At 60.0% G+C, this 1,330-nt stretch carries 1 pseudogene; it reads left to right on the top strand.

The annotated features are described in order from the left end of the window. A pseudogene (locus ACIPIZ_RS29695) lies at positions 1 to 1,330 on the top strand (aconitate hydratase B); the annotation flags it as partial.

The following is a 1,330-nucleotide window of genomic DNA, read 5'->3' as shown; positions in this document are numbered from 1 at the left end:
TGCAGCCCTGGGTATCGTTCCCCAGCCGCTTAACGCCGAACAAACAGCAGGCCTGGTCGAGCTGCTGAAAAACCCTCCGGCTGGCGAAGAAGAATTCCTCGTTGACCTGATCACCAATCGCATTCCACCAGGCGTGGACGAAGCGGCCTATGTCAAAGCCGGCTTCCTGTCTGCACTGGCCAAGGGCGAAGTTTCCTCCCCTCTGCTGGACAAAAAGCGCGCTGTAGAACTGCTCGGCACCATGCAGGGCGGCTACAACATCGTCACTCTGGTTGACCTGCTGGACGACGCCGAGCTGGCGCCAGTCGCTGCCGCGCAACTCAAGCACACCCTGCTGATGTTCGATGCGTTCCACGACGTCGCGGAAAAAGCCAAGAACGGCAACGCTCACGCCAAAGCCGTGCTGCAATCCTGGGCTGACGGCGAGTGGTTCAAAAACCGCCCAACGCTGGAAGACAAGATCAGCCTGCGCGTGTTCAAGGTCACCGGCGAAACCAACACCGACGACCTCTCCCCTGCTCCAGATGCCTGGTCGCGTCCAGACATCCCGCTGCACGCCCTGGCCATGCTGAAAATGGCTCGCGACGGCATCGTTCCTGATCAGCAGGGCGCCATCGGCCCGATGAAGCAGATCGAAGAAATGCGCGGTCAAGGCTTCCCGATCGCCTACGTCGGTGACGTGGTCGGTACCGGTTCTTCGCGTAAATCGGCAACCAACTCGGTACTGTGGTTCTTCGGCGACGACGTTCCTTACGTGCCGAACAAGCGCGCTGGCGGTTTCTGCTTCGGCAGCAAAATCGCTCCGATCTTCTACAACACCATGGAAGATGCCGGCGCACTGCCAATCGAGTTCGACGTTTCCAACATGAACATGGGCGACGTGATCGACCTGTACCCGCATGCTGGCAAGGTCTGCAAACATGGCACCGACGAAGTCCTGACCACCTTCGAAATGAAGACTCCGGTGCTGTTGGACGAAGTCCGTGCCGGCGGCCGTATCCCGCTGATCATCGGCCGTGGCCTGACCGAGAAGGCTCGCGCCGAGCTGGGTCTGCCACCGTTCGACCTGTTCAAGAAGCCTGATGCTCCGATTGAAAGCACCAAGGGTTACACCCTGGCGCAGAAAATGGTCGGCAAGGCGTGCGGTCTGGCAGAAGGCAAAGGCATCCGTCCTGGCACCTACTGCGAACCGAAAATGACCACCGTGGGTTCTCAGGACACCACCGGTCCAATGACCCGTGACGAACTGAAAGACCTGGCGTGCCTGGGCTTCTCGGCTGATCTGGTGATGCAGTCCTTCTGCCACACCGCGGCGTATCCACAGCCGCTC

This window comes from Pseudomonas sp. NPDC087690, from assembly GCF_044743175.1.
Taxonomy (GTDB): domain Bacteria; phylum Pseudomonadota; class Gammaproteobacteria; order Pseudomonadales; family Pseudomonadaceae; genus Aquipseudomonas.
Note: the sequence above shows the minus strand (reverse complement) of the source record. Positions and strands in the feature narration are given on the sequence as shown.